This window comes from Arthrobacter sp. UYCo732, assembly GCF_040547265.1.
Classification (GTDB): Bacteria; Actinomycetota; Actinomycetes; order Actinomycetales; family Micrococcaceae; genus Arthrobacter.
This window is the reverse complement of record NZ_JBEPPJ010000003.1, coordinates 241,377-263,991: the sequence shown is the minus strand read 5'-3', so window position 1 is coordinate 263,991 and position 22,615 is coordinate 241,377. Positions and strand designations below refer to the sequence as shown.

Sequence of the window (22,615 nt, the reverse complement as noted above, 5' to 3'; positions counted from 1 at the left end):
TCTCAGGCGCCGATCAGGCGGGCGGCCAGGTAGCCTTCCACCTTGTCCAGCGAGACGCGTTCCTGGCTCATCGTGTCCCGCTCACGGATGGTCACGGCCTGGTCCTCGAGGGTGTCGAAGTCCACGGTGATGCAGAACGGGGTGCCGATCTCATCCTGGCGGCGGTAGCGGCGGCCGATCGCGCCGGCGTCGTCGAAGTCGATGTTCCAGTTCTTGCGCAGCTTGGCGCCCAGGTCCTTGGCCTTCGGTGACAGGTCCTCGTTGCGGCTCAGCGGCAGGACGGCGGCCTTGACCGGGGCCAGGCGCGGATCAAGTTTCAGCACAGTGCGGACATCGACGCCGCCCTTGGCGTTGGGTGCCTCGTCCTCGGTGTAAGCATCCACGAGGAAGGCCATGAACGATCGAGTCAGGCCGGCGGCCGGCTCGATCACGTACGGGGTGTAGCGCTCATTGGTGGCCTGGTTGAAGTAGCTCAGGTCCTGGCCGGACGCCTTGGAATGCGTGGAGAGGTCAAAGTCGGTGCGGTTGGCGATGCCCTCCAGCTCGCCCCATTCCGAACCCTGGAAACCGAAGCGGTATTCGATGTCGGTGGTGCCCTTGGAGTAGTGGCTGAGCTTTTCCAGCGGGTGCTCGAAGAAACGCAGGTTGTCCTCGCGGATGCCCAGGCCGGTGTACCAGGACATGCGCTCCTTCATCCAGTACTGGTGCCACTCTTCGTCCGTGCCGGGCTCGACGAAGAACTCCATTTCCATCTGCTCGAACTCGCGGGTGCGGAAGATGAAGTTGCCCGGGGTGATCTCGTTCCGGAAGGACTTGCCGATCTGGCCGATGCCGAACGGCGGCTTTTTCCGGGACGTGGTGAGGACGTTGTTGAAGTTCACAAAAATGCCCTGGGCCGTTTCCGGACGCAGGTAGTGCATGCCTTCCTCGCTGGCCACCGGGCCGAGGAAGGTCTTGAGGAGGCCGGAAAATTCCTGCGGTGCGGTCCATTCGCCACGGGTGCCGCAGTTGGCGCAGGCGATGTCCTTCAGGCCGTTTTCGGCGGGGCGGCCCTTCTTTTCCTCATACTCTTCCTCAAGGTGGTCTGCACGGTAGCGCTTGTGGCAGGAGAGGCACTCCACCAGGGGGTCGGAGAAGACCTCAACGTGGCCGGAGGCTTCCCATACCTGGCGGGGCAGGATGACGGACGAGTCCAGGCCAACCACATCTTCGCGGCCGCGGACCATGGACTGCCACCACTGGCGCTTGATGTTTTCCTTCAGCTCGGCACCCAGGGGCCCGTAGTCCCAGGCAGAACGCGAACCACCGTAGATCTCACCGGCCTGGAACACGAAACCCCTCCGCTTGGAGAGGGAAATGACCTGGTCGAGTACGGACTTTGGTGCCATGGTGGAACTCCAATTTTCTACAGGGCCGCTGGGTGCGGTCCGCGGTTTATCTGGCCCCGATGCACGGGTGTGCAATCCCGCTGACTGCGGGCGGGGCGAATGAACGAAACAAGGGGCTGGGAACGGTGCTGGGAACAAGGTGCAGCGGACTGCGTGTCCTAGCCTACCGGCCACTGCGCCGGGAAAGCGCTACCGGCGGAAGGCACCCCGGGGCCAAGGCAGGGTGGCCAAGATAATAGCGCCCAGCGTCAGCAGGGTGCCCAGGACGGTGGTCAACTCCACGACAGTCCCCGGCGCCGGCACCAGGAGGTCCAAGCCCAGCGAACCCAGAAGTTGCCCCGCGATCATGCCCAGCCCTGTGACCAGCACTCCCAGGCTGCGGACCAGCAGCGCACCCAGGCCAATAAAGATGCAGCCCATGGGCCCGCCCAGGTAGTACCACCATTCGGCCGGCAACGGATTGCCCGGTCCGAGCAACGCCACTTTGATGCCCAAGGCAATCCACAGCAACACCGCACCGGCGACGAAGTTGACCAGTGTGGCCGCAATGGGCGAGCGGTAATGGACCGTGGCCGTCCCGTTCATGGCCTGCTGGAAACTCATGAGGAACCCTGCCAGGACGGGGAGGATCAGCGGCAGGACCAACTCCGGGCCGCCTGCGCCGTTCAGCGAGGTGCCGTCCAGGGAGGTGCCAGTGCCGCCCTGCAAGCCGGAGCCGGCCAGCCGCGGCGAAACAGCCCATGCCACCGCGGCCACGGTCAGCACGCAGCCCACCACCCGCATCGCGGTCACAGCCCGTTTGCCGGCAGGTCCGATGCCCAGCCGGTCCACTAGCAGGCCACTCAGCGTCTGGCCGGTCACCACTGCCACCGTAAACAGGGCCACGCCCAGGACGCCGACGGTGAAGGACTGTGCGAACACAAAAAAGGCACCGATCCCGCCGGCCAGGACATATACGGGCGGGAAGGCCCGGCTCCGAACCGCCGGCAGGATCCTCGCAAGCCCGGCGCGGCCACTGGGCATGACCAGGGAGATCACGATCATCAGCACCAGGCCGGTGCTGAACCCCACAACAGCCGCGGCGATGCCGTCGTTGAGCCTTGCCCCCAGGGCGCCGTTGATGCGCCCTTGGACGGGAATGGCCAGTCCCGCCCCGACTGCCAGCGGAAGGCCGGCGAGCAGTGGCAGCCGTGGGGTGTGGGTCATTGAATTCACCTTACGTCAGGCATTATTGCTGGTATGAGCAACCAGGACATTGAAGAGATCCCCATCCGTGACAGCATGATCCGCCTCGGCCAGCTCCTGAAGCTCGCCAGCCTGGTGGAGGACGGCGTGGAAGCCGCCGAGCTCATCAAGAACGGACTCGTCAAGGTCAACGGCGAGATCGACGAACGGCGCGGCCGCCAGCTGCACAACGGCGATACCGTGACGGTAAATGGCCAGACGGTCAGGGTCAGCGCTCCCGAAGCCTGACACCCGCACTCGCGACAACAACAACGGCGCGGCCAGCGCCACTTAGCCGCGGGCCGCCGTCGTCCGTTGCTTGTGGTGTCTGTTACTTGTTCAGCACCTCGTGGGTCAGGAACTCGGAGACGTGCCCGATCTCCTGCTGGTTGATGCCGTGCCACATCCCGGTATAGAGCACCTTGGTGAGCTTGACGTGCCCACGGACCCAGCCCATGGTGTATTCGATCTTGTCCGGAGTGATCACCGGATCCTGCTGGTCGCGGCCCCAGAACAGAGGGACGGATCCGTCCAGTTCGCTGTCCCGGAACGCGGGATCGCCGTCGGCATCAATCACAAAGCCGGAAAGCCCGACGACGGCGGCGTAGTCGGTGGGCCGCTGCCGGAGCAGCGTGGTGGCCATGGCCATGCCCATGGAAAAGCCCAGCAGGGTCACGGACGGGTGGTGGGCCTTGACGGAGTCGATCCAGCCCTGCACGTAGCCGGCCGCCTCCTTGACGGCGTCCAGGGTGTAATCGATCGAGGCCGTCAGCGGGAACCACATGAAGCCCGGACCAGTGGGCAGCGGCGCCCTGAGCGAGGCAACCACAATTTCCTCGGGCAGCAGATCCGCCAGGCTCAGCAGGTCCTGTTCGTTGGCGCCATAGCCGTGGAGCAGCACCAGCAGCGGCCGTCCGGAGCGCTGGTCCTCGGGCCGGGACCACATAACAACAGGGGCGGGAAATACTTGGGCGTCAGTCATGGTTTCCATTCTTACAGTTACCCGCCGGTAACTACCTACGGTGGCGTAGCTTACGGACGAAGGGGCAGGATAGGACGGTGAGTGACGCGAGAGCCCTGCAGAATCCGCACACGGTTACGGAATCCCACCCGTGGAGCCGCTATGTAGCCATGGGAGATTCCTTTACGGAGGGCATCGGGGACCCCGAACCTTCGAGCCCCGGCGGATACCGCGGCTGGGCTGACCGCGTAGCCGAGGAACTGGGCCGCGGCCAGGACGATTTTGCCTATGCCAACCTGGCCGTCCGCGGCCGGCTCCTGCAGCAGATCGTGGACCAGCAACTCGCCGCGTGCCTGGCTCTCAAGCCGGACCTCGTGACCCTTTCCGCCGGCGGAAACGACCTCATCAGGCCCGGCGGCGACCCCGACGCCCTCGCGGAAAAGCTCGATTCGGTGGTCCAGATCCTGGCGATGGGCGGCGCCACGGTGGTGCTGTTCAACGGCCCGGACACGGGTTCCTCTGTTTTGGGGCGGATCCGCAGCAAAGTGGCCATCTACAACGAGAACCTCCGCACCGTGGCGGCACGCCACGACGCCATCATTGCCGACATGTGGTCGCTCAAACAGCTGAATGATCCGCAGATGTGGGACGAGGACCGCCTGCATTTTTCACCGCTGGGGCACCACACCATCGCCGCCATGGTGCTGGACTCGCTCAATGTGAACCACACGCTGGAGCCGCTTCTGCCCAAGTCAATGCCACAGCGCACGTGGCGCGAAGCCCGGTCCGGGGATTTGGTGTGGGCCCGCACGCACTTTGTCCCGTGGGTGGTGCGGCGGCTGCGCAACCGCTCCTCCGGCGACGGCATTACCGCAAAACGCCCGACGCCGGGGCCGGTGTTCGGTCCGGGCGTCCCCTTGGGTTCCGGTGAGGGTCCGCTGGGCACCACCGACGTCCGCCGCTAGCCGCCGGCGCGGCGCCCGGCCCCACTCGGCGGATCGACCTGATCCAGTGCTACGACGAATACGTGATGGGCTATTCCGCCGCCGGGCATTATCTGGGCGGCATCGCTCCCGCGTTCCCGTGGGACGGTGCGCCGATGCACGTGGTCCTGCTGAAAAGGCGGCTGGCCGGTTTCTGGCGGCACATCCTCTGTCCCGGTCGCTGCGAGCTGGACATCCGTGTGTTCGACGCGCCCGATCGGGCCCCTTCGCGGCACGACGCGGGGCAAAGCCGTGGAGCGTGCGGTGCAGTGCGCCGTGGACCGGGACGGGGCTTTCCTGGGAATCCGGGCCGTCTGGGTGGCTCCGGAGACTTAGGCTGGCCGGGGCTTAAGCTGGAAGGACACATATGAGAGGCGCTACACCGTGAACAGCTTGTTTTTCTGGATCATCATCCTGTCGTTCGTGATTCCGATTGCGATGCGGATGTACCGGAAATCTGTCAACAAACGGAATCAGGGGCAGGGGTTCTCCGGCGGCTACCCCGGTCAGTTTCCCGGACAGCAAAACCGGCAGCCCCGCGATGGCTACACGCAGCAGGATTACATGAGCGGCGGCTACCGCGAGATCATGAGCCCGCAGCCCCTGCCGCCGAGCCAGCCACTCCCGCCGATACAGCCTGTTCCGCCCGCCGACCAGCAGTTCCCCGGCCAGCAGTTCCCGCCGTACGGTCAGCCGCAACAGTATGGGGAGCCCCAGAACGGGCAGCAGCGCAGTGCAGAAACACCCAAGGCCCCCTCTGCCCCGGCGACTCCCCCGCCGCCGTCGGCCCCGCAGGGCTACCGCGCCCGGAAGCTAGCCGAGCTGGACCAGCAGTACAGCAATGGTGAACTGGCCATGGAGGAATACATGAAGCGCCGCTCCGACATCATGAACGGCTGATCCCCGCCCAGAACCTCGGCGGCAGGGAACCTCCGCCCTGAACCAGAACGGGCCCTAAACCTGGAACCCGTCCTAGACCAGGAACACGCTCCGCAGCTGGTTGCCGAGCTGGCCGATCTCGGTCAGGAAGCCGTCGTGGCCGATCGGAGCCTCGATGACATGGACGTCCACCTCGCCGGGGAGCGCGTCGGCCAGTTCGCGGGACTGCGACGGAAAGTACAACCGGTCGCTGTCCACGGCCGCCACGAAGAACCTGGCGGTGGCGCGGCCAAGAGCCTCGTCCAGGGAGCCCCGGCCGCGGCTGACATCGTGGCTCATCAATGCATCGGTGAGCGCGATGTAACTGTTGGCGTCAAAGCGGCTCACCAGCTTTTTCCCTTGGTGGTCCAGGTAGCTTTCCACCTGATAGCGCCCGCGCTCCCCCAACGCTGCGGCCCGAAGCGGTGATTCGGGAAGCTGCGCTGAGCGTCCGAAACGGCCGTCGAGTTCCTCTGCCGAACGGTAAGTGATGTGGGCGATGCGGCGGGCCAGCGCCAGGCCGTCCTGGGGCAACGGTCCGCCGTAGTAGTCGCCGTCGTTAAAGTTGATGTCCTGCCGGATGGCGAGGGTCTGCGCCTGGGCGAACGCGATCTGTTCGGCCGTACTCGCCGCCCCGACCGAGATCACAGCGCAGCGCTGCACCCGTTCCGGGAAGCTGACCGCCCACTCCAGCGCACGCGCGCCGCCCAACGAGCCGCCCAGCACGGCAAACCAGCTGTGAATGCCCAACTGGTCAGCCAGCCGCGCCTCAGCCTCCGTGGTGTCACGCAGCGTCACCAACGGAAAACGGGATCCCCATGGCTTTCCATCAGGGGCTTCCGACGACGGGCCGGTGGAGCCGTAGCAGCCGCCCACAATGTTGATGGAGACCACAAAGAAACGGTCAGTGTCCACCGGCGCACCGGGTCCGGCCAGCTGCTCCCACCAGCCGGGCTCGTCGCTGTCGCCGCGCGTCACGTGCGTGCTGCCGGTCAGAGCATGCTCAATCAGGACGGCATTGGAGCCGTCCGCGTTCAGCGTTCCCCACGTTTCGTATGCCAGAGTGACGTCCGGCAGGTTGCCGCCGGCTTCGAGCTGCAGGCCGCCAATGCTGGCGTAGCGGACCACGCCGTTTCCGGGAGCCGCAGTTCGGGAGATGGTGATCGTCATGGAAAGGACCTCTTCTACGCGCTTGCCCGCCGTCATTTGACCGGCTGGCCAGGTCCTCACCCGGGGCACCCCGCCACGGAAGAGGGTTGCCGGCCAGCAAGCCGGGGCTGTCGCTGACACTCATGACCTGCTTCGAGTGTACGAAACAGCCCCGGCCTCTGGCTAAGAGTGTGACTGGTTGTGACTTCGCGGGGCTTCCTGGCTCAGCTGACGGCCGCGCCCTTGGCCGCCCGGAACCCTGCTTCGAGGTCGGCGATGATGTCATCAATGTGTTCGATGCCCACCGATAGACGCACCAGCCCCGGTGTCACACCGGCGATGGCCTGCTGCTCGGGTGGGAGCTGGCTGTGCGTGGTGGACGCCGGGTGGATGACCAGCGAGCGGACGTCCCCGATGTTGGCCACGTGCGAGTGGAGATCCAGGGCGTCCACGAAGCGCTTGCCTGCTTCCGCCCCGCCGGCCAGGGTGAATCCAACCACGGCACCGGTGCCCTTGGGACCGTACTTGCGGCCCCGTTCGTACCAGGGGCTGGACGGCAGACCCGCATAGGCGACCGATTCGACGTCGTCCCTTGCCTCCAGCCAGCGCGCAACGTCGACTGCGTTGGCCACGTGCCGTTCCACCCGCAGGCTCAGCGTCTCCAGCCCCTGGGCAATCAGGAAGGCGTTGAACGGGGACACCGCCGAGCCGAGGTCACGAAGCAGCTGGACCCGCGCCTTCAGGATGTAGGACAGGTTGGCGCCGAGCGCCCCTCCGGCCCCGAGATCCCGGGCGTACACGAGCCCGTTGTACGTCGGATCCGGAGTGTTGAAGCCGGGGAACCGTTCCGGGTCCTTGCCGAAGTCGAAATTGCCGGAGTCCACGATCACGCCGGCGATGGCAGAGCCGTGCCCGCCCAGGTACTTGGTCGCCGAATGGAGCACAATGTCTGCGCCCCATTCGAGCGGGCGGATCAGGTAAGGCGTGGACAGGGTGTTGTCCACGATCAGCGGCACGCCGGCATCGTGGGCGGCCTGCGACACGCCCTCGATGTCCAGCACGTCCTGTCGCGGATTGGAGACCACCTCGGCAAAGAAGAGCTTGGTGTTGGGCTGCACGGCGTCCCGCCACTGCTCCAGGTTGTCCGGGTCCGCCACAAACGTCACGGAGATGCCGAACTTCTTCAGGGTGTGCGCCAGGAGATTGTAAGTACCGCCGTAGAGGCTGGGGCTGGCCACCACATGGTCCCCGGCCTCGGCAATGTTCAGGATGGCAAAGGTTTCCGCCGCCTGTCCGGAACTCAGCAGAAGGGCCGCCAGCCCGCCCTCCAGGCTGGCAATACGCTGCTCCACGGCATCCTGCGTGGGGTTGCCGATGCGTGTGTAGATCGGCGCGAGCTCCGCGAGGGCAAACCGGTTGGCGGCGCTTTCCGCGCTGGGGAAGACGAACGACGTCGTCTGGTAAATCGGGAGGGCACGGGCGCCTGTGGCGCTGTCCGGCTCCTGGCCAGCATGGATCTGGCGGGTTTCGAAAGACCATCCGTTCGACATTCAGGGCTCCTTTGACGAGATATGGCACTGCGCATGTGCGTTCAGTGTAGGAAGGCTTCCGGGCCGGTAACAGGATTGTGACGAAGGTGGTCAGGGGCGGTTTTCAGGGTTGTTGTGCGCGGGTGTCGATGGGCTGCCGAAACACAAAACCTGGTAAGGCAACCCTTAGCTGAGAGGCGCATCACAAAGTGCCAAGATGATGGCATGCGCATGGATCACGTCTCTTACGCCTGTGAACAAGATGGCCTCGTTGCCACCACCGAACGTATTTCGTCCGCCCTCGGCGTTGAAGCCGTGAAGGGTGGAGTGCACCCCCGTTTCGGAACCCGAAACATGATCATTCCCCTCGCCGACCACAAATACCTGGAAGTTGTAGAGGTTCTGAACCACCCGGCTTCGGACAAGGCTCCCTTCGGGCAGGCTGTCCGGGCACGGTCCGAAGCCGGCGGCGGCTGGATGGGATGGTGCGTCGAAGTGGACGACCTCGCCCCGTTCGAAGACCGCCTGGGCCGGGCCGCCGTCAACGGCAACCGCAAGTTCCCGGACGGTCGTGAGCTGGCCTGGAAGCAGATCGGCATCCTGGGCCTGATCGCGGACCCGCAGGTTCCCTACATGCTCAAGTGGGAGGGCGACCCCTCCCTCCACCCGTCCAACGCCTATGAGAGCAACGTCAAGATGAGCTGCCTGACTATCGCCGGGTCCGCCGAGCGAGTGACGGCTTGGCTGGGTGAACCGGTAGAGAAGCCGTTGGAGGACGTGGCAGTCGAGTGGGTTGCACCGAAGGGAACCCCAGGCATCCTGTCCGTGACGTTCGAAACTGCCACCGGAGCCGTCACCATCTGACGGTCCGTTTCCGACCAATATCCGATCCCCCGGGCAGCGCTGCCCGGATCACATCTTCGGCCGCCATCAGCGCGTGACAACGACGTCACCTGCCGACGGCGGCCGAATCGCTTTAACGGAACCCAGCCGCGTCACCCCAAGCCAACAGCCCGGCCGAACAAGCTAAAGCCCACAAAAGCCACAATGTCCAGCACCGCATGGGCGATGACCAGCGGCATCACCCGCTTCGTCCTGGTATAAAGCCAAGCGAACACCACCCCCATAACGACGTTGCCGAAGAACGGCCCGAATCCCTGGTACAGGTGATAGGTGCCGCGGAGCAGGGAACTGGTAAAAATTGCCAGCGGTATGCTCCAGCCGAACTTGCCGAAGCGGTCCAGGAGGTAGCCCACCACTATGACTTCCTCCACCACGGCATGCCGCAGGGCGGAGAGGATCAGCACGGGAATGGTCCACCAGTGGGCGTCGAGTGCGCTGGGAATGATGGCGGTAGTGATTCCCAGCGCCCGGCCCGCGGCATAGAGGCCCAGCGATGGAATCCCGATCAGTGCTGCGAGGCCAAGGCCCTGCAACAGGTCACGGCCCGGCCTGGCGAAATTGAATCCGAGCTTCTGGAAGGCCGAACTGCCGTGCGTGCTCACGCCCGCGCCCGCGCCCGACTGCCGTTGGTCCGTGAGGAAGTAGATAACCAGGAGCACGGGTACCAGGGCAAAGATAATATCCAGCAACTGGTACGTGAGGTCGAAGTATTCGCGGGAACTCCGCGACTGGTTCAGCGTGGAGGTTCCCTCCGCAAGCGGGGCCCGCGACATCTTGTCCAGCAGTTGAACCACTGAGTACACGGCGGACTGCCCCAGGGACAGTCCAAGCACAATCCAGACTTCGATACGCAGCCGACGGCGCGAGGGAACCAACATGGTTCCATCTTGCCGGGTTAACACCCACTTATGCTTGGGGCTTATGAGCGCGCCAGGAAAAATCATCATGGTCAGGCACGGCCAGTCCACGGCCAACGTCGATACGTCCATCTACAACAGGGTCCCGGACTATCGGATTCCACTGACTCCCCTCGGCCTGGAGCAGGCCACAGCGGCCGGCGAACGGATCCGCCGTGAGCTGGAAGGCAGGCAGGTCTGCGTGTATGTTTCGCCTTACCTGCGGGCATACCAGACCCTCGAGGCACTCAACCTGGGTAACCTGACCGAGCGGGTGATCGAGGAACCGCGCCTCCGCGAACAGGACTGGGCCAATTTCCAGATCAGCGGCGAGATCGAGGACCAAAAGGAGCTCCGCAACGCCTACGGGCATTTCTTCTACCGGTTCCGGGAGGGCGAATCCGGCTCAGACGTCTACGACCGGATCTCATCCTTCATGGAGACGCTCTACCGCCATTGGTCCAAACCGGATTACGCACCGAACACACTGTTGGTAACCCACGGACTGACCATGCGGCTATTCTGCATGCGCTGGTTCCACTGGTCGGTGGAGTACTTCGAATCGCTTAACAACCCGAACAACTCCGAGGTCCGGACCCTGGTGCGCACCGAACTCGATAAGTATGAACTGGATATGCCGTTCACCCAGTGGGTGGACCGCCGGGTGGACGCGACCGTCCTGGATGCGCCGCCGCTGATCTATTAGAGCTGATGATGGGCCGGGCCGCCTGTGGTTCAGGACACCGGCCAGCACATATTAGTGCGGCGCCACGATCACTTCCGTGCCGTTGGCTTCGAACGCTGCCTTGTCCTCGGCGGAGATACCGTGGTCCGTAATCAGCCGGTTGAAGGCGTAGCCGTCCATCGTGGCGAAAGCCCGGACTCCCACCTTGGAGGAATCCGCCAGCACGTAGGACACCCGGGCCCGGCTGGCCAGCAGGGCGTTCACTGACGCCTCGCCCTCACCGGTGTTGGTGGGGCCTACCTCCGGGTCGATACCGTTTACGCCGATGAACGCGATGTCCAGGACCACCTTCTGCATGATGATGTCCGTGTAGGGGCCCACCAGCTCGTAGGAGCGCGGGTTGAGGATGCCGCCGGTCACCATGACTTTAATGTTGGGCCGGACAGCCAGCTGCGAAGCGATATTGATGGCGTTGGTGACCACCGTCAGCGTGGACTGGTTGGCCGGGGCGTTGAGGTCTTCGCGGGTTGCCAGGATCTGCGCCAGTGCGGTGCTGGTGGTGCCGCCGCAGAGCCCGATCACGGCGCCCGGCGGAATCAGTGCCGAAGCGGCCTGGGCTATCTGTTCCTTGGCCTCGGCGTGGTCGTCGCGGTTGTATCGCCCGGGCAGGTCATATGCCAGCGCCCCGATGGTGGCGCCGCCCCTGGTCCGGGTCAGCAGCCGCCGGTTGGCCAGGCTGTCCAGGTCCCGCCGCGCCGTGGCCGGTGAGACGCCCAGCTGTGTGACGATCTCCTCCACCTCCACCTGGCCGGTCTTGGCGAGGATATCCAGGATGGCCGTCAGACGGTCAGTGCGGGTCATAGGGGCCTTTCAGAGTCAACCAATCACCAAAATGTGACGTTTATTGATCATAACAGAGGCAAACGATCACATTAAGTCACTGTGGTGGCTGTTGACCTGGGCGCTACGCAACTATCGTGCCCGTGCGCCGGCCCGCCACACAGCGTACGTGAGGGGCATGCCCGGACGGTAGGCGAGATGCGTGGCAGACGGGGCGTTCAGCATCTGCAGGTCCGCACGGTGCCCCACGGCGAGGGATCCCACCGCACGTTCGCCGTCGGCGTCGTTCCCTGCCTCCCGGTGCAGTGCGAGTGCGCCGCCGTATGTAGCGGCACGCACCGCCTCGTGGACACTGAGACGCATCTGCAGCACCGCGGTCGTCACACAGAAGGCCATGGAACTGGTGTAGGACGTGCCCGGGTTGGCGTTGGAGGCCAGCGCCACCTGCACGCCGGCATCCAGCAGCTCACGCCCAGGGGCCAGCGGCTGCCGGGTGGACAGGTCGCAGGCAGGCAGGCACGTGGCCACGGTCCCCCGTTCGCCAATCCCCGTTCCCTGATTCCAACCGGACCAGCTGTCCGCGAGCGCTGCGACATCCCCGGCCGACAGGTAATTCACGTGGTCCACGCTCGCCGCCCCCAGCTCCACCGCCAGCCGGACGCCGGGGCCGGCACCGAGCTGGTTGCCATGGACCCGGATCCCCAGTCCGGCAGCCCGGCAGGCTTCAAGGACCCGGCGGGATTGGTCAGCGTTGAAGGCACCTTCCTCGCAGAACACATCCGCCCATCGGACGTAGGGCCGGACGGCGGCCAGCATGGGGCCGCAGACGAGGCCTGTGTAGGCTTCAGCATCGGTGCCCGCGGGCACCAGGTGGGCGCCCAGGAATGTGACTTCGTCGGCCACGGTGGAAGCGATCCTTGCGCTGCGCGCCTCATGCTCAACATCCAGCCCGTACCCGGTCTTGGTTTCGAGGTAGGTGGTGCCTTGGGAGACGGCCTCAGACACGCGGGCCATGGCCAGCTTGGTGAGGTCGTAGTCGGACGTCCACCGGGTGGCGTCCACGGTCACGGCGATGCCGCCCGCAGAGTAGGGCTCCCCCGCCATCCGGGCTTCAAACTCCGCGGTGCGGTCCCCGGCGAAGACAAGGTGAGTGTGGGAATCCACCCAGCCGGGCAGCACGGCCCGGCCGCCGGCATCCACGGCATCATCGGCCGACGGGGCGTCCGCCGCGGCACCAAGCCAGGCGATCCGCTCACCCTCGATCACCACGGCGGCATTTTTCAGGACCCGGTGCTCCAGGTCCTGGGTCATCAGCTCGGCGATATTGGTGATCAGGGTACTCATGGAACCATTCTTCAGCGCCGGATGGACCAGCGCGTGGCGGCCAGCGCCTCCGCTGTCCGGGATTCCGGACGGGTGCGGGTATCCGGCGCGGCGGCGGGTTGTGCACTCCGCCCTGCGTCCTGCACTGCCTCCTGCCCTGCACGCTGCCTTGAATCCTGCCCGGTCCCCTGCCCTGCCAGGATCTGGGCGGCAGCGAGCTCGGCCATCGCTGCCGAGGTCTGAAAACCGTAACCGCCCTGTCCGGCGAGCCAGTAGAACCCGGGAGCCTCGGCGTCGAAGCCTGCCACCGGAATGCCGTCGGCCGCCTCGGTCCGGAGCCCCGTCCACGCGGTCCGGACACCGCTGATCCCGAGCGTGGTCAGCTGGTTGAGCTTGACGATGAGGCGCTCGATGTCGCCGGGCCGCGGCCGGGCGTCCTCAGGGCCGCTGGGCACCGCTTCCGACGGCGAGATCAGCACCCCGCCGCCTTCGCGGCGGAAGTAGAACGAGTTATCTGCTGCCGCGACCATGGGGCTGTCATCAGGGAGGGAACGTTCGACGTCGACAATGGCCGCAGTGCGCCGGTACGGCTGCAGCCCGAGCTTCTCCACCCCGCTGATGACGGCGAGTTCGTCGGCCCAGGCGCCGGCGGCGTTGACCAGGACGCCGGCTTGGAAGGCTTCCTGGCCAGCGCCGACCTCCCAGCCGGACCCCAGCCGCTGGCCGGAATACACCCGGGCGCCGGTGATGATGTCGGCGCCGGCGGCTTCCGCCCGCTGCCGGTGGTCAGCCAGCAGCAGCGGGGCGTCGCAGCCGAAGGATCCGGTGTCCAGACCGGCGGCGGTAAACGATTCCGGCACGAGGGCGGGACACAGTTCCAACGCCCTCGCATGTGTAACGGGCTTCATCTGGCCGCTGGCCTCGGCCCGGACGGATCCCTCGGTGCCGATGAGCATAAAACTGCGGGGCGACAGGACCGGCGTGGGCAGTTCTGCGTCCCGTGCCGCCATCAGAGCCAGCGTTCGAAGCGTCAATTCCTGGACAACTTCCGGCCCGTAACTGGGGATGAGCTGGCGGGCGGAGCGGGAGGACGTGTGGTACGCCAGCTCCTGCTCCGCTTCCACCAAAGCAACGCTGCAGCTGCCGGCGAGCGCCGACGCCAGCGACAGACCCGCTATGCCGCCGCCGACGATCAGGACGTCGTAATGTGCTGTCATGGCTCCATCCTTGCAGAGTTGCAGGGCCGCCGCGCCAGGCTTGACCCTGCACTGCAGGAGTCAGCGCACCACTGCGGCACGGCTGGCGACGAAGGCACCGACGCAGGCTTCGACGTCGTCCGCTGAATGCGAGGCCGAGAGCTGCACACGGATCCGGGCGGCGCCGCGCGGGACCACCGGGAAACTGAACGCGGTGACAAAAACACCATGCTGGAGCATCTGGTCCGCCACCTTGGCAGCCATCACGGCATCGCCGAACATGACGGGGACAATGGCGTGTTCGCCGGCCAGGAGGTCGAAGCCCTCCTGGGTCATCCGGCGGCGGAACAGCCCGGCGTTGTCGAACAGCCTGGTCCGCAGGTCCCCGGAATTCTCCACCAGGTCCAGCGCTTTGATAGTCGCGGCCACGATGGCGGGGGCGAGGGAGTTGGAGAACAGGTACGGCCGGGCCTTCTGCCGGAGCATGGCCACCACTTCGCTGCGGCCAGACACGTACCCGCCCGAGGCGCCGCCCAGCGCCTTGCCAAAGGTTCCGGTGTAAATGTCCACGCGGTGCGACACGCCGGCGTGCTCCGGAGTACCCGCTCCGGTGGCACCCATGAATCCGACAGCGTGGGAGTCATCCACCATCACCAGGGCGTCATACTTGTCCGCGAGGTCGCAAATGGCTACCAACGGCGCCAGGTAGCCGTCCATGGAGAACACGCCGTCGGTGACGATGATCTTGCGGCGGGCATCTTTCGCCTCAACAAGCTTGGCCTCGAGGTCCGCCATGTCCTGGTTGGCGTAGCGGAACCGCTGGGCCTTGCAGAGCCGGATGCCGTCGATGATGGAGGCGTGGTTCAGGGCGTCGGAGATGATGGCGTCTTCCGGCCCGAAAAGGGATTCGAACACGCCTCCGTTCGCATCAAAGCAGCTGGAGAACAGAATGGTGTCCTCCGTCCCGAGGAACCTGGAAACCCGGGCTTCCAGTTCCAGGTGCAGGTCCTGGGTGCCGCAGATGAAGCGAACGCTGGCCATGCCGAAGCCACGGGTGTCCATGGCGTCTTTGGCTGCGGCGATGATGTCCGGGTGGTCGGCGAGGCCAAGGTAATTGTTGGCGCAAAAGTTCAGGACGTCTGCGCCTGCCTCACCGATCTGGCCCGCCGTGACGTGGCTGGATTGTGGGGAGTTGATGCTGCGTTCGGTTTTGAACAGCCCGGCGGTGCGGATGTCGTCCAGCTCGGCCTGCAGCTGCTCCTTGGTGGAGGTGTACATGGTGCTCCTTAGAGTTCGGTCCAGTCGAGGACAACTTTTCCGCCGACGCCGGCGCGGGCAATATCGAAGCCCTTTTCCCACTCCAGGGCGGGGAGCCTGTCCGTCACCACGGCCGAGATGCCGGCATGCAGCACCGGGTTGGACGAGAGCATGGCGCTCATGGCGTACCAGGTCTCGTACATTTCCCGGCCGTAGATGCCTTTCAGGGTCAGCATGTGTGTGACCACCTTGCCCCAATCGATGGTGATGTCCTGGCTGGGCAGGCCGAGCATGGCAATGCGTCCGCCGTGGTTCATGTTGTCGATCATCTCAGGCAGCGCGGTGGGGTGGCCGGACATTTCCATGCCGATGTCAAAACCTTCACGCATGCCCAACTCACGCTGCGCGTCTTTGACGCGGGTGCTGGAGACATCGATTGCCAGGTCCACGCCCAGTTGGCGGGCAAGGTCCAGCCGTGGCTGGGACACGTCCGTGATGGCGATCTTGCGCGCCCCGGCGTGCCGGGCCACGGCGATGGCCATGAGGCCGATGGGACCTGCTCCGGTGATGAGCACATCCTCGCCCACCAGCGGGAAGCTGAGTGCGGTGTGCACGGCGTTGCCGAACGGATCGAAAATTGCGCCGAGCTCCGGGGTGACGGAAGGATCGTGGTGCACCCAGACATTGGTCTCGGGGATGACCACGAACTCGGCGAAGGCGCCGTCCCGCTGCACGCCGACGCTGACGGTGTGGATGCACATTTGGCGGCGTCCAGCGCGGCAGTTGCGGCAGATCCCGCAGACCACGTGGCCCTCGCCGGAGACGCGGTCCCCTACCTTGACGTCCCGCACATCCTCACCTGTTGCCACCACTTCGCCGTAGAATTCGTGGCCCGCGATCAGCGGTGCCTCGATCATTCCCTGGGCCCAGGCATCCCACGACTGGATATGCAGGTCCGTGCCGCAGATGCCGGTGGTCATTACCCGGATCTTGACGTCGTTGGGACCGGCTTCGGGCTCCGGCCGGTCAACGAGCTCGAACCCGGCGTGTGGTCCGGATTTATAAAGGGCCTTCATTGGCTTCCTGACTGTTGGTGGCCGCCCCGCTTCGCGCGGGACGGCGATCTACCTTCATTAGAGCCAGTCCAAAGCATTAGCACAAGCAGTATTTTCTCAATCGACGATAAAGCAAAACCTAATGCTTAGACTGGGTGGATGGAAATTCATCAGCTGGAAATCCTTCGGGAGCTAGGTGCCTTGGGCAGTGTGAAGGCAGTGGCCGAAACGCTGATGGTGACCCCGTCCGCCGTGTCCCAGCAGCTGTCCCTGCTGCAGCGCAACGTGGAGGTCCCGCTGACCCGGAAGGAGGGGCGGAACCTGGTGCTCACAGCGGCCGGCCAGGTGCTTGCCGACGCCGGGGCCGCCGTCGTCAGCGCCATGGCGGATGCCCGCACGGCGATCGGCGCGTATCACGGCTCACCGGTGGCGCCGGTGACGCTCAGCGGATTCCACAGCGCCGGCCAGGCGCTGTTTGCCCCGCTCGCACGGCTCCTGGACGCGCCCGGCCAGCCCAGGATCCAGCTCTCCGACGAGGACGTGGCGCAGCAGGACTTCCCGGCTCTGACTGCGCGCTACGACCTGGTGCTGGCGCACCGGATGGACCACAGTCCGCGGTGGCCGGAGGAACGGGTGGCGGTGATTCCGCTGGCGCATGAACCGCTGGACGTCGCTCTCCCGGCCTACCACCGTCTGGCCGGTCAAGGCACCGTCACAGCGGCCGACGTCGTGGGCGAACCTTGGGTGACCAGCCACACCGGTTACTCCCCCGCCGACGTGCTGTCCGCCGTCGCGGCCGTCTCCAGTAAGGAACTGAACATCGTGCACCGGATCAACGACTACTCCACGGTCGCCGCACTGGTGGCGGCCGGTGGCGTGGTGGGCCTGTTGCCGCGGCATACCGCGCGGCCGGTACTCAATCCGGCGATCGTGTTGCGGCCGCTCGAGGGCATTAGCACGCGGCGGCGGATCGACATCCTGGCCCGCCCGGAGAACCTGAAGCGCCGGTCGGTGATGATTGTGTGCGAGGCCCTGCAGTCAATCATGACCGGGCTGGTGGAGGACAGTTGACCGCACGGGCGGCCGCTCCAACTGGGTAGCAGCACATGTCGTTATGAGCGCTCAAAACGACATCTGCTGCTACCTACTTGGGGAGGGTAGCTAGCGCTGGCCGTGCCCCTTCGCGTGGCCTTTGCCCAGGCCCAGTCCCTTCCCGTGGCCTTTCCCGAGCCCCATCCCGTTCCGGAGGCCGGTTCCGGCGCCTTCAACGATCTGGCGGGCGGCGACGTCGTTGCCGCTCTTCACGCCGGAGACGCGGACCGACTCCCCCGTGGCGATTTCCCCGATGGCGGCCTCTACGGGCCCGAGCCGTTTGCCGTCGTTGCTCTTTGCCGGTGCGCCGTCCGCAGCAGGGGCAGGGAACTTCACGATCTTAGTGTCAGCGTTGACCGCGTAGCTCTGCGAAAAGCCGTCCTCGCTCTTCACGGTGACAGAGGTTCCAGTGACGGATTCCACCGTGCCCTGCTGGGTCAGGTGCGTTTCGAACGTCCCGTCCGCCTTCTTGACCACACTCTCGCTGTGCAGATGCTGTGGACGCTGGGCTTTGTCCGCCTTGTCTTTGTCCGCTTTGCCCGATTGGCCCGATTGGCCCGGGGCAGAATCCGACGGAGACGGCGAGGCAGACGGCGTGTCGGTGGCGGACCAGGCGATCGCGGTGCCCGCGCCGGTCAGCGCCAGCGCCACCACGCCGGCCAGTATTGCCTTGCGCAGCCTCAGCGGCTCCCGAACTGACATGACCAGACCTCCCACGGCACGCGCAGGGCACCGGCGCCCTGGACCCTCAGTGTAGAACCGGGGCGCCGTGCTGAACACGGGTACTTTGCAGCGGCAGTAAACGAGTACTTACACGCCAAACTGGGTCGCAGTTAACGTCGTCAAAAGGGGTTTTCGCGACATTAACTGCGACCCAGTTGGGTTAGGCCGTGGGGTTTAGCCTTCGACGCCGAGGCGCTCCAGGATCAGCTCGCGGACGCGGGCCGCGTCGGCCTGCCCGCGGGTGGCTTTCATGACCCCGCCCACGATCGCGCCGATGGCCTGGACCTTGCCGCCGCGGATCTTGTCCGCGACGTCGGGCTGCGCGGCCAGGGCGGCGTCGATGGCTTCCAGCAGGGGGCCATCGTCGGAGACCACGGCGAGGCCGCGCTGTTCCACGATCTCCGCCGGGGTGCCTTCGCCGGCGAGCACGCCGTCCAGGACTTCGGCCGCCATCTTGTTGTTGATCTTGCCGGCTTCCACCATTTTGTTCAGTTCCACAATGGTTTCCGGCTTGACGCCCAGCTGGCCGGGGTCCACGTCGGCGTTCTTGGCGCGGCCCACGATCTCGCCCATCCACCACTTGCGGGCCACGGTGGCCGTGGCGCCAGCGGCAATGGTTTCCTCGATCTCGTCCATGACACCGGCGTTGACCACGTCGCGGAATTCGAGGTCCGAATAGCCCCAGTCGGCCTGCAGTCGCTTGCGGCGCTCGGCCGGCGGCTCGGGCAGGGTGGCACGCAGTTCCTCCACCCATTCGCGGGAAGCGACGATCGGCACCAGGTCCGGCTCCGGGAAGTAGCGGTAGTCGTCCGCGTCGGACTTTGCCCGGCCCGACGTTGTCGTACGGGTGTCCTCGTGCCAGTGGCGCGTTTCCTGGATGACCGGCTCGCCGGAGTCCAGGACGGCAGCGTGCCTGCGGATCTCATAGTTGACGGCGTGTTCGACGGCTCGCAGCGAGTTCACGTTCTTGGTCTCGGAACGGATGCCGAAGCGTTCGCGGCCGTGCGGTCGGAGCGAGACGTTGGCGTCGCAGCGCACGTTGCCGCGTTCCATCTTCGCGTCGGACACGCCAAGGTTCTTGACGATCTCCCGAACAGCGGCCACATACGCCTTGGCCAGCTCGGGAGCGCGGGAACCGGCCCCTTCGATGGGCTTGGTGACGATTTCCACCAGCGGCACGCCGGAACGGTTGTAGTCCACCAGCGAGAAGTCGGCACCCTGGATGCGGCCGGCAGACCCGCCCATATGTGTCAGCTTGCCGGCGTCCTCTTCCATGTGGGCACGCTCGATCTCGACCCGGAAGATGGTGCCGTCCGAGAGTTCGATGTCCAGGTAGCCGTCGTACGCGATCGGGTCTTCATACTGTGACGTCTGGAAGTTCTTGGGGGTGTCCGGGTAAAAGTACTGCTTCCGGGCAAACGTGCAGGACTCGGCGATCTTGCAGTTGAGCGCCAGGCCGATCTTGATCGAGGACTCGATGGCTGTCTTGTTCACCACCGGCAGCACGCCCGGCATGCCGAGGTCCACCTCGTTGACGTTGGTGTTCGGCTCATCGCCAAAAACGTTGGGCGCGGAGGAGAACATCTTGGTCCTGGTGTTGAGTTCCACGTGGACCTCGAACCCCAGGACGGGATCGTACTTCTCCATGGCCTCTTCGAAGCTCAGGGTTGCGTCGGTGCTCACTATTTTGCCTCCTGGGTTTCGATCATCGGTAATTGAGCCTGCCGAAATCCAACACGCTCAACCAGCGAAGGCGCCTGGGCCAGCAGCGGGCCACCCCATTTGGCTTCGAGGAGGGATTCCAGGACAGCGCCCACCCGGTAGAGGCGGGCGTCCTGGCGAGCCGGGGCCAGGAGCTGGATGCCGACGGGCAGGCCGTCCTCGTCCGCAAGGCCGCCCGGCAGGGTCAGGCCCGGGACGCCGGCCAGGTTGGCGGGGATGGTGGCGACGTCATTGAGGTACATGGCCAGCGGGTCGTTGAGCTTCTCGCCCAGTTTGAACGCCGTCGTGGGGGCCGTGGGCGAGATCAGCACATCGGCCTGTGCGAACGCGGCGTCGAAGTCGCGCTGGACCAGCGTGCGCACCTTTTGTGCCGAGCCGTAGTAGGCGTCGTAGTAGCCGGCGCTCAGGGCGTAGGTGCCAAGGATGATGCGGCGCTTGACTTCGTCGCCGAAGCCGGCGGCGCGGGTAGCTGCCATCACGCGTTCGATGGTCAGGGGCCCGTCCTCGGGCAGGACGCGCAGGCCGTAGCGGACGCCGTCGAACTTTGCCAGGTTGGAGGAGGCCTCCGACGGCATGATCAGGTAGTAGGCGCCGAGGGCGTACTGGAAGTTGGGGCAGGAGACCTCAACGATTTCCGCGCCCGCTTCCTTGAGCAGTTCCAGGGAGTCGTTGAAACGGTTTTCGACGCCGGCCTGGTAGCCCTCGCCGTGGAGTTCCTTGATGATGCCGATGCGCAGGCCCTCTACGTTGCCCACGCGGGCAGCGGCCACCAGGTCTTCCAGCGGGTCCGGCAGGGAGGTGGAATCGAACGGATCGTGCCCGCCGATGACCTGGTGCAGGAGCGCCGAGTCCAGCACGGTCCGGGAGACCGGGCCGATCTGGTCCAGGGAGGAGGCCATGGCGATGGCGCCGTAGCGGGAGACGCTGCCGTAGGTGGGCTTGACGCCCACGGTGCCGGTGACGGCGCCGGGCTGGCGGATGGACCCGCCGGTGTCCGTGCCGAGAGCAAGCGGCGCTTCGAACGCGGCGACGGCGGCTGCCGAGCCACCGCCGGAACCGCCCGGGATCCGGTCCAGGTCCCAGGGGTTGCGCGTGGGGCCGTATGCGGAGTGCTCCGTGGATGAACCCATGGCGAACTCGTCCAGGTTGGTTTTGCCCAGGATGGGCATTTTGGCGGCGCGGAGCCGCTTGACCACGGTGGCGTCATAGGGGCTGTGCCAGCCCTCGAGGATTTTAGACCCTGCCGTGGTGGGCTGGCCGATGGTGACGATGAGGTCCTTGACCGCAATGGGCACGCCGGCGAGTTCGTGGAGTTCCTCAGCTGCGGCGCCGCCGGCGGCGCGGATGGCGTCCACTTCGGCGGCGACGGCGAGGGCCTCTTCCGTGTTGACGTGCAGGAACGCGTGCACGCCGCGTTCGCCGCCGTCGACCGCTGCGATCCGGTTAAGGAACGCCTGGGTGACCTCGACGGAGGTGACCTCGCCGGCGCGAAGCTTCGCCGCCAGCTGGGCGGCGGAGAGGCGGATGAGTTCGTTGTTGTCAGTCATGGTTATGCCTCATCCAGGATTGCCGGGACCTTGAAGCGGTTCTCATCAGAATCCGGAGCTCCCGAGAGTGCCTGCTCCGCGGTGAGCGTATGGCCCACAACGTCCTCGCGGAACACGTTGGTCAGCGGGATCGGGTGGGAGGTTGCCGGGACGTCATCACCGGCGGCTTCACTCACGGACTTCACTGACTCAACGATGACGGCGAGTTCGCCGGCCATCCTGTCCAGCTCTTCAGCACTCATCTCGATGTGAGCGAGCTGCGCGAGGTGCGCAACGTCGTCACGGTTGATCGCAGCCATGGATCTCCCCTGCAAGTTCGGATTGTTTTCCGAACCAGTCTAGTGGGGAAACGTCAGTGCCCGTCTGACGACCCCCAGCGGGCGTCAGACGGGCACCTCGGTGCCGTGGTCCCGGTCACGTGGACCGGCCACAGGCAGCATAAGACTAACCGATACCGATGGCTCCGGTCAGCATTCCCACTGCCAACATGACGAGGGCGACCACAGCGGTGCGCCACAGGACCTTCTTATGATGGTGGCCAGGTCCACTTTGGCCAGGGGGGACCAGGAGCAGGATGGCGGGAACCAGCCGGCTCTGCAGGTGGAACGGCTGTCCGGTGATCAAGGCGCGGGCCATCTCGGCGCTGCTGACGCCGTAGTGCGCAGCGGTCTCGCCCAGGACCGGCAGCACGCCGGAGTAGAAGGCGTCGTTGCTCATGGAGAACGGCATGGGGATGCTGAGTACACCGGTGATGACGGCCAGAAACGGGCCCATGTCCGACGGGATGATCTGGACCAGCCACGCCGACGTGGCCTCGACCATGCCGGTGCCCTTCGGGACGCCGGGGAGGACGGCCGCGGCCATGACCATTGCACGACGACGGCGGGACGCTGCTCATCGTCGTCGCCGACTCCGGCGACGGGCTGGCCCCGGGACGGACACCGAGGCCTTCTTCGCCGATGACTTTAACTACACCGCCGCAGCCAGGCGGTGCTGGTCTGGAGGGGGTGGCCTGGACGGGGGTGGCCTGGACGGGGGTGGCCTGGACGGGGAGGTAGCCACCCTGGTAGGGGTTTCCCGGGCCACGGCCCGGCGATACCTGTCCTCGCTGGCCGATGACGGCGCCGTCGACATCCAACTCCGATACGGGACCACCGGCCGCCCTGAAGACCGCTACGGGCGGCCAACTTCCTAACAAACCGTCGGCGGGCCAAGAGCGCCTTT

21 protein-coding genes, 2 pseudogenes and 1 riboswitch are annotated in these 22,615 nt (G+C 65.7%); of the genes and pseudogenes, 7 read left to right on the top strand and 16 right to left on the bottom strand.

Features of this window, described 5'->3' with window-relative positions:
* Window positions 1-2 precede the first annotated feature (2 nt).
* Together ABIB45_RS07375 and ABIB45_RS07370 are read right to left on the bottom strand one after the other, a co-directional pair.
* On the bottom strand, window positions 3-1,388 hold the full coding sequence (locus ABIB45_RS07375) for a glycine--tRNA ligase (RefSeq protein ID WP_354215250.1): 1,386 nt from the start codon (window positions 1,386-1,388) through the stop codon (window positions 3-5).
* Window positions 1,389-1,577: 189 nt separating this feature from the next.
* Window positions 1,578-2,594: a DMT family transporter gene (locus ABIB45_RS07370; RefSeq protein WP_354215249.1), complete on the bottom strand. Its 1,017-nt coding sequence runs from the start codon at window positions 2,592-2,594 to the stop codon at window positions 1,578-1,580.
* A gap of 33 nt (window positions 2,595-2,627) precedes the next feature.
* On the opposite strand from ABIB45_RS07370, the gene ABIB45_RS07365 reads away from it, so the two are divergent.
* Complete coding sequence (locus ABIB45_RS07365) at window positions 2,628-2,861, top strand: RNA-binding S4 domain-containing protein (protein WP_354215248.1); 234 nt, start codon at window positions 2,628-2,630, stop codon at window positions 2,859-2,861.
* A gap of 82 nt (window positions 2,862-2,943) precedes the next feature.
* Here the strand turns inward: ABIB45_RS07365 and ABIB45_RS07360 are convergent, their stop codons facing one another.
* A complete protein-coding gene (locus tag ABIB45_RS07360; protein WP_354215247.1) occupies window positions 2,944-3,594 on the bottom strand; it encodes an alpha/beta hydrolase in 651 nt (216 codons plus the stop codon).
* 149 nt (window positions 3,595-3,743) lie between these two features.
* Here ABIB45_RS07360 and ABIB45_RS07355 point away from each other — a divergent pair, with 149 nt between their 5' ends.
* Both ABIB45_RS07355 and ABIB45_RS07350 read left to right on the top strand, forming a co-directional pair.
* Window positions 3,744-4,538 (top strand): SGNH/GDSL hydrolase family protein, encoded by a 795-nt coding sequence (locus tag ABIB45_RS07355; RefSeq protein WP_354215360.1) that lies wholly within the window; start codon window positions 3,744-3,746, stop codon window positions 4,536-4,538.
* Between the two features lie 402 nt (window positions 4,539-4,940).
* Window positions 4,941-5,456, top strand: a complete 516-nt coding sequence (locus tag ABIB45_RS07350) for a hypothetical protein (RefSeq protein WP_354215246.1) — start codon at window positions 4,941-4,943, stop codon at window positions 5,454-5,456.
* A 72-nt stretch (window positions 5,457-5,528) separates the two neighbouring features.
* On the opposite strand, the gene metX is transcribed toward ABIB45_RS07350, so the two are convergent.
* Window positions 5,529-6,644, bottom strand: a complete 1,116-nt coding sequence (gene metX, locus ABIB45_RS07345) for a homoserine O-acetyltransferase MetX (RefSeq protein ID WP_354215245.1) — start codon at window positions 6,642-6,644, stop codon at window positions 5,529-5,531.
* Between the two features lie 13 nt (window positions 6,645-6,657).
* Window positions 6,658-6,772, bottom strand: a riboswitch (SAM riboswitch).
* Window positions 6,773-6,847: 75 nt separating this feature from the next.
* A complete protein-coding gene (locus ABIB45_RS07340) occupies window positions 6,848-8,173 on the bottom strand; it encodes a bifunctional o-acetylhomoserine/o-acetylserine sulfhydrylase (protein ID WP_354215244.1) in 1,326 nt (441 codons plus the stop codon).
* 204 nt (window positions 8,174-8,377) lie between these two features.
* Here ABIB45_RS07340 and ABIB45_RS07335 point away from each other — a divergent pair, with 204 nt between their 5' ends.
* Window positions 8,378-9,016 carry a VOC family protein gene (locus tag ABIB45_RS07335; RefSeq protein WP_354215243.1) on the top strand — a complete coding sequence of 213 codons (639 nt, stop codon included), beginning with the start codon at window positions 8,378-8,380 and terminating at the stop codon, window positions 9,014-9,016.
* Between the two features lie 131 nt (window positions 9,017-9,147).
* Here ABIB45_RS07335 and ABIB45_RS07330 read toward each other — a convergent pair whose 3' ends face one another.
* Entirely contained in the window at window positions 9,148-9,933 is a 786-nt protein-coding gene (locus ABIB45_RS07330; protein WP_354215242.1) for a CPBP family intramembrane glutamic endopeptidase, read from the bottom strand.
* Between the two features lie 43 nt (window positions 9,934-9,976).
* On the opposite strand from ABIB45_RS07330, the gene ABIB45_RS07325 reads away from it, so the two are divergent.
* Window positions 9,977-10,657 (top strand): histidine phosphatase family protein, encoded by a 681-nt coding sequence (locus ABIB45_RS07325; RefSeq protein ID WP_354215241.1) that lies wholly within the window; start codon window positions 9,977-9,979, stop codon window positions 10,655-10,657.
* Window positions 10,658-10,708: 51 nt separating this feature from the next.
* Here the strand turns inward: ABIB45_RS07325 and ABIB45_RS07320 are convergent, their stop codons facing one another.
* The 5 genes from ABIB45_RS07320 to tdh form a co-directional block, all read right to left on the bottom strand.
* Window positions 10,709-11,497: a DeoR/GlpR family DNA-binding transcription regulator gene (locus ABIB45_RS07320; protein WP_354215240.1), complete on the bottom strand. Its 789-nt coding sequence runs from the start codon at window positions 11,495-11,497 to the stop codon at window positions 10,709-10,711.
* Between the two features lie 111 nt (window positions 11,498-11,608).
* Window positions 11,609-12,820 (bottom strand): imidazolonepropionase, encoded by a 1,212-nt coding sequence (gene hutI / locus ABIB45_RS07315; RefSeq protein ID WP_354215239.1) that lies wholly within the window; start codon window positions 12,818-12,820, stop codon window positions 11,609-11,611.
* A gap of 11 nt (window positions 12,821-12,831) precedes the next feature.
* Window positions 12,832-14,016 (bottom strand): NAD(P)/FAD-dependent oxidoreductase, encoded by a 1,185-nt coding sequence (locus ABIB45_RS07310; protein ID WP_354215238.1) that lies wholly within the window; start codon window positions 14,014-14,016, stop codon window positions 12,832-12,834.
* A 60-nt stretch (window positions 14,017-14,076) separates the two neighbouring features.
* Window positions 14,077-15,273 (bottom strand): glycine C-acetyltransferase, encoded by a 1,197-nt coding sequence (locus ABIB45_RS07305; protein ID WP_354215237.1) that lies wholly within the window; start codon window positions 15,271-15,273, stop codon window positions 14,077-14,079.
* An 8-nt stretch (window positions 15,274-15,281) separates the two neighbouring features.
* Window positions 15,282-16,328: an L-threonine 3-dehydrogenase gene (tdh, locus tag ABIB45_RS07300; protein ID WP_354215236.1), complete on the bottom strand. Its 1,047-nt coding sequence runs from the start codon at window positions 16,326-16,328 to the stop codon at window positions 15,282-15,284.
* A gap of 138 nt (window positions 16,329-16,466) precedes the next feature.
* Here tdh and ABIB45_RS07295 point away from each other — a divergent pair, with 138 nt between their 5' ends.
* A complete protein-coding gene (locus ABIB45_RS07295; RefSeq protein ID WP_354215235.1) occupies window positions 16,467-17,378 on the top strand; it encodes a LysR family transcriptional regulator in 912 nt (303 codons plus the stop codon).
* 90 nt (window positions 17,379-17,468) lie between these two features.
* On the opposite strand, the gene ABIB45_RS07290 is transcribed toward ABIB45_RS07295, so the two are convergent.
* The 5 genes and pseudogenes from ABIB45_RS07290 to ABIB45_RS07270 form a co-directional block, all read right to left on the bottom strand.
* A complete protein-coding gene (locus tag ABIB45_RS07290) occupies window positions 17,469-18,101 on the bottom strand; it encodes a hypothetical protein (protein ID WP_354215234.1) in 633 nt (210 codons plus the stop codon).
* 195 nt (window positions 18,102-18,296) lie between these two features.
* The gene (gene gatB, locus ABIB45_RS07285; RefSeq protein ID WP_354215233.1) at window positions 18,297-19,805 is read right to left on the bottom strand and encodes an Asp-tRNA(Asn)/Glu-tRNA(Gln) amidotransferase subunit GatB; all 1,509 of its coding nucleotides are present in this window, start codon (window positions 19,803-19,805) and stop codon (window positions 18,297-18,299) included.
* Window positions 19,805-21,391 (bottom strand): Asp-tRNA(Asn)/Glu-tRNA(Gln) amidotransferase subunit GatA, encoded by a 1,587-nt coding sequence (gene gatA, locus ABIB45_RS07280; RefSeq protein ID WP_354215232.1) that lies wholly within the window; start codon window positions 21,389-21,391, stop codon window positions 19,805-19,807. The genes gatB and gatA overlap by 1 nt, the downstream gene beginning before the upstream one ends.
* 2 nt (window positions 21,392-21,393) lie before the next feature.
* Window positions 21,394-21,690, bottom strand: a complete 297-nt coding sequence (gene gatC, locus ABIB45_RS07275; protein ID WP_354215231.1) for an Asp-tRNA(Asn)/Glu-tRNA(Gln) amidotransferase subunit GatC — start codon at window positions 21,688-21,690, stop codon at window positions 21,394-21,396.
* A gap of 145 nt (window positions 21,691-21,835) precedes the next feature.
* A pseudogene (locus ABIB45_RS07270) lies at window positions 21,836-22,264 on the bottom strand (citrate:proton symporter); the annotation flags it as partial.
* 178 nt (window positions 22,265-22,442) lie between these two features.
* Here ABIB45_RS07270 and ABIB45_RS07265 point away from each other — a divergent pair.
* A pseudogene (locus ABIB45_RS07265) lies at window positions 22,443-22,586 on the top strand (helix-turn-helix domain-containing protein); the annotation flags it as partial.
* Window positions 22,587-22,615 lie beyond the last annotated feature (29 nt).

Excerpts from the sequence above, each read along its gene's own strand:
- ABIB45_RS07290 (WP_354215234.1), bottom strand. The coding sequence starts at position 18,101 with ATGTCAGTTCGGGAGCCGCTGAGGCTGCGCAAGGCAATACTGGCCGGC.
- ABIB45_RS07340 (WP_354215244.1), bottom strand. The coding sequence starts at position 8,173 with ATGTCGAACGGATGGTCTTTCGAAACCCGCCAGATCCATGCTGGCCAG.
- ABIB45_RS07355 (WP_354215360.1), top strand. The coding sequence starts at position 3,744 with ATGGGAGATTCCTTTACGGAGGGCATCGGGGACCCCGAACCTTCGAGC.
- ABIB45_RS07375 (WP_354215250.1), bottom strand. The coding sequence starts at position 1,388 with ATGGCACCAAAGTCCGTACTCGACCAGGTCATTTCCCTCTCCAAGCGG.
- gatA (WP_354215232.1), bottom strand. The coding sequence starts at position 21,391 with ATGACTGACAACAACGAACTCATCCGCCTCTCCGCCGCCCAGCTGGCG.
- ABIB45_RS07370 (WP_354215249.1), bottom strand. The coding sequence starts at position 2,594 with ATGACCCACACCCCACGGCTGCCACTGCTCGCCGGCCTTCCGCTGGCA.
- ABIB45_RS07330 (WP_354215242.1), bottom strand. The coding sequence starts at position 9,933 with ATGTTGGTTCCCTCGCGCCGTCGGCTGCGTATCGAAGTCTGGATTGTG.
- ABIB45_RS07305 (WP_354215237.1), bottom strand. The coding sequence starts at position 15,273 with ATGTACACCTCCACCAAGGAGCAGCTGCAGGCCGAGCTGGACGACATC.
- ABIB45_RS07325 (WP_354215241.1), top strand. The coding sequence starts at position 9,977 with ATGAGCGCGCCAGGAAAAATCATCATGGTCAGGCACGGCCAGTCCACG.
- ABIB45_RS07295 (WP_354215235.1), top strand. The coding sequence starts at position 16,467 with ATGGAAATTCATCAGCTGGAAATCCTTCGGGAGCTAGGTGCCTTGGGC.
- ABIB45_RS07360 (WP_354215247.1), bottom strand. The coding sequence starts at position 3,594 with ATGACTGACGCCCAAGTATTTCCCGCCCCTGTTGTTATGTGGTCCCGG.
- ABIB45_RS07310 (WP_354215238.1), bottom strand. The coding sequence starts at position 14,016 with ATGACAGCACATTACGACGTCCTGATCGTCGGCGGCGGCATAGCGGGT.
- metX (WP_354215245.1), bottom strand. The coding sequence starts at position 6,644 with ATGACGATCACCATCTCCCGAACTGCGGCTCCCGGAAACGGCGTGGTC.
- tdh (WP_354215236.1), bottom strand. The coding sequence starts at position 16,328 with ATGAAGGCCCTTTATAAATCCGGACCACACGCCGGGTTCGAGCTCGTT.
- ABIB45_RS07335 (WP_354215243.1), top strand. The coding sequence starts at position 8,378 with ATGCGCATGGATCACGTCTCTTACGCCTGTGAACAAGATGGCCTCGTT.
- ABIB45_RS07365 (WP_354215248.1), top strand. The coding sequence starts at position 2,628 with ATGAGCAACCAGGACATTGAAGAGATCCCCATCCGTGACAGCATGATC.
- hutI (WP_354215239.1), bottom strand. The coding sequence starts at position 12,820 with ATGAGTACCCTGATCACCAATATCGCCGAGCTGATGACCCAGGACCTG.
- ABIB45_RS07320 (WP_354215240.1), bottom strand. The coding sequence starts at position 11,497 with ATGACCCGCACTGACCGTCTGACGGCCATCCTGGATATCCTCGCCAAG.
- gatC (WP_354215231.1), bottom strand. The coding sequence starts at position 21,690 with ATGGCTGCGATCAACCGTGACGACGTTGCGCACCTCGCGCAGCTCGCT.